Source organism: Oleiphilus sp. HI0080 (genome assembly GCF_001635135.1).
Genome location: NZ_LWFU01000563.1, coordinates 1 through 3,699 on the forward strand (window position 1 = coordinate 1; position 3,699 = coordinate 3,699).

General features: G+C 47.6%; 6 protein-coding genes. All 6 read right to left on the reverse strand.

The annotated features are described in order from the left end of the window. On the reverse strand, nt 1–488 hold a 488-nt coding region (locus A3751_RS12450; RefSeq protein WP_197466316.1), incomplete at its 3' end, for a hypothetical protein. Nucleotides 489–579: 91 nt separating this feature from the next. Beyond that, the gene (locus A3751_RS23545; RefSeq protein ID WP_231871942.1) at nt 580–1,251 is read right to left on the reverse strand and encodes an AraC family transcriptional regulator; all 672 of its coding nucleotides are present in this window, start codon (nt 1,249–1,251) and stop codon (nt 580–582) included. Nucleotides 1,252–1,265: 14 nt separating this feature from the next. Continuing rightward, a complete protein-coding gene (locus A3751_RS12460; RefSeq protein ID WP_068456481.1) occupies nt 1,266–2,435 on the reverse strand; it encodes a DUF3570 domain-containing protein in 1,170 nt (389 codons plus the stop codon). After that, complete coding sequence (locus A3751_RS12465) at nt 2,422–2,748, reverse strand: DUF4266 domain-containing protein (RefSeq protein WP_231871693.1); 327 nt, start codon at nt 2,746–2,748, stop codon at nt 2,422–2,424. The genes A3751_RS12460 and A3751_RS12465 overlap by 14 nt, the downstream gene beginning before the upstream one ends. Then, nucleotides 2,745–3,323 carry a TlpA disulfide reductase family protein gene (locus A3751_RS12470; RefSeq protein WP_231871944.1) on the reverse strand — a complete coding sequence of 193 codons (579 nt, stop codon included), beginning with the start codon at nt 3,321–3,323 and terminating at the stop codon, nt 2,745–2,747. The genes A3751_RS12465 and A3751_RS12470 overlap by 4 nt, the downstream gene beginning before the upstream one ends. Before the next feature lie 30 nt (nt 3,324–3,353). Continuing rightward, the coding region (locus A3751_RS12475) for an outer membrane beta-barrel domain-containing protein (RefSeq protein WP_156492410.1) at nt 3,354–3,699 on the reverse strand (346 nt) is incomplete at its 5' end.

The window sequence follows — 3,699 nt, forward strand, 5'->3', positions numbered from 1 at the left end:
ACCTGCGCATTTAGGTAGCGCCATTCATGGTACAGTGACTCGTCCGATTCGAGGAGTCTCTCGGCATTAACTTCACTGAGTGCACGTTGAGACGCAACAAGGTCACTCTCCAAGTAAAAGACCTTGCCAAGGTAGAACCACGCTTGATTTCTAGCATCGGCGCTTACAAGCGCTGTCATATCGGGACTCAGCAACGCCTCAAAATGCTTTTTGGCCTCTCGCGTCATGCCATACGCAAGCATTAAACCGCCTTCGACGAGCAAAGGGTGGTCACCGTGCTGCTGGATACCACCCTTCTCTTTCGCAACATTCAAGACGGTGAGCGACTCGAAAAAGCGCCCTTGGTGGTACTCGTACAGTGCCTCGCCGTACAGCAGGTCGTTGGCGCGAGTAGATATAGTAGAGCCAGCTTCAAACTTCGCATCATCGGCAATCAAGTTACTGACCGGTATCATCCCGAAGATGAGCACAGCGATACGCGCGATCATCTGGCGCAGCCTAAAAGTAAGGGAACGATGCGCACGACAGCAAAGACGTAGCATTTCGAAATAACCATGCAGCACGATCGACACGCCTACCTCACTCCCACTCGATGATAGACACATCGGGTTGGTAGTCGTTCGACCGATCTTTTATGCGAACTTCGATTGCTTTACGCTCGGTGCCTTTCTCTAAGATTAGAGTGGCTGCCTTTTTATATACACGATCATCAGGCCCGACACCTTCAACAAAAACTGTCACTTCATGCTCGCCCGTTTTTAGGTTGCCCATGTGAAGTCTTTGCATACCTCCGCGTGAAAGCGCTTTTAGCTGACGCTCCGTGTATAAATGTGCAGCGATGACTTCACCATTTACTTTTAGCTTCACGCTATCGAGTTTTAGAAACTGACCAGTGTCGAGAGAAAGGAACACCACAAACTGGGTATTTGCAGGAAACAATAAATCTTCTTCGAGAATAAAGAGGTCACGATTGAGCTTGATGACCTGTTTCTTCAATTCTTCCACGCTAAGAGCAACCGGTTTTGACTTATCGATGGCATACTCTTTAGGTGCATCCGTTTCGCTCTGCGGTGAAGCTTCGTCGTCGTTTTTTACTTCGGTAAACGGCGAGCTCGTATTCTCAACGACCGTAAATGGTGACTGGCTTTCCGCTTCTTCAGCTAGAGCAGACAAACTCGTAAACAGACAAACGAAAAGTGCTGCCATTAACCAAGCAAGCCGATGTTTGATGATGTTAGTGTTGGCGTTCATGCTTGATAGTCCTGTTAAAATTCGACAATTAATGATGTGCGTGTGACCCAAGCGTCGAGCTCATATAGCGGCTCTTCGCCCGGCAAGTAACTTCCCGACGCGGTTACGTCTCTAAAGTTCTCGTAGTCGTAATCAAGAATGTCGGCCAAAAGGCTTAGCTGGAGGCGCTTAACGAACGGAATTACACCCTGTTTGACCTCATAGCTCACACCAAATCCGTACGTAATACCAGAATAGGTGCTTAGCTCCTTATCTCTGGCAACATGGGTTTGAGAGTTCGCGAATGGAAAGAGATCGCTATAAAACCGAGCTTGATCCTGTTCGTAATAACGCAGGCGTGTTTCGAAGATCCATGATTCGTCGAAAGCATGACTGTAGGAAACACCATAGGTGTTTGCTTGAATGTCCCAGCTATCGGAAAAATAACGGTATTCTAATTTGACCGAAGCACGATAAGGTAAGAAATACATTCCACGAAACCCAAGCGCTGTGCTTGTTCGTGTATCTGGATAAACCTCAGGTTGATATAGGTAGGCCGTGCTGTCATTCGGGTCGACATAACGATTTTGACGATAGGGATTTTCAAGCTTTCCTTCGTCGGTAATCACATCGACATCGATGCTAAACAGCGCGTTTTTTGTAATAACTTGCGTCAAGCCAAGCTTATAATTCTGAAGATCTTTGTCTTCCCAGTCGCTTTCTGCCTGCCCCCGTTTCCCGACAGAGTCCCAACCACGAGCGTAAGCGAGCGACAAGGTGGTCAGATCACCAAAGAAGTCTTGAGCCACCGAAAAATACGCGGTGTTTGCTTCATAATCGTTTTCGCTACTATTGGTATACCCACCACTAAGAATCGTTTTCTCGTGCAGAAAGTCTATTCCGCCACTAAATTCTGTCCGTTCCTCTTCGTACTCGCTTGCCGTCGCGATTACATCAACAGATGCCGCCGAAATTGAATCGACGTAATAATGACCTGTTACGGACACTTGTGGCCCAATACTCTTTCGCACTAGAACAGATGGGCCGCTAATCTCCATGCCCCCTCCATCATAGCGATGATGCATGATATCAACCGCATCTGGTGGTAACGTCGCTGCAAAGGTGTTGACGCTATAAAGCGCTATGCTCGTGAGGGCGGCAACCAGGTGAGCGAATACCTTAACTGATTTTTTAGTTACACCCACAGCCTCCCCCTGTGCCACCTTCAGCACCTCTCGCACCTTCTCGTGCTTGATAAACATGATGCATATACGCGTCTGCATAACCATGACGGCTTAGGCTCATGATGGGGTCTGCGAGATTGTCTCGCTCGTAGGGTTTCACCCACGGTTTGATATCTGCGCAGCCGCTAACCGTAGCGCCAAACAAGACGACAACAGCAGTAAAGAAAGGAGCGATCCGGCACTTAGCCTTGCCTTTTGATCGAGCGAACAAACTTCGCCCCGTAGCCCGATCGTTACCGGAAGGCTGAATGCGTTGTTTGATTATGAACATCATTCGCGGATTAACTTCTTAACTTGTTTAAGGTAATCGTCTTCGTACCCGGGCTTATAGCCACGGTGTAAAAACCTCGCATTGCCTTCGCGATCGATCATAATTGTCGTCGGCATTGCGTCTACGCCATACAGTTCACTTATCCGGCTCTCATTGTCATAGAGAATCGGAAAGGTCACTGGAACGGCATCAAGAAAGCGATCCGCATCGGCAGAATCTTCATCAACATTCACCGCGAGTATGGTGAAGCCGAATTTTTGATATTTTTCATAGATGTCATCCATCAGCGGCATTTCTTGTCTACAAGGACCGCACCATGAGGCCCAAAAATTAAGCATCACAACTTCTCCCCGAAGGTCTTCGAGGCGGACATTGCTGCCATCGTTGCTCTTTAAAGTAAAATCGGGGGCGGCGCCGAAAATCTCTGTTGTATTCGCTTTGTTCGGGAACGCAAAACTAAGTACGAGAACCATTGAAAAAACGAACGCATGCGCGCTATTAACCTTGCGCAAGACGTGCGTATTTTTTGGCTGGCAATTACGAAAGGTGTGCTTGCCTGATTCGATCGATAGATTCATGTGTAGCTCCTAAATCGAACTAAAAATGGTTTAAAAGAATACCGACAATCCGGCACTTAGCTCTGTATTTATGCTGGTCTTTTCTTCACCGAGCACATCGATATCATAGAGATGTTCACGGAACACCAAGCTCATCGTTACTGCGTCATTGAGTATCACTTGGTAGCCCGCACCAAACGTCGCAGTAAATCGATTATCTCCCGCGAAATCCGTTGCCCCAGCACCTGCTAGTAAATAAAAATTCGAATTAAAAGCGTAGGTTTTGTCCGAAAACCAACTCTTAAAAAAGGCTTCTCCTGGGAAGAGGTTGTACCCAAAACCAAGATTGTAAAAGCGGTACTCGCGCTCGGCATCAGACAACAAACGCGTGTTACCG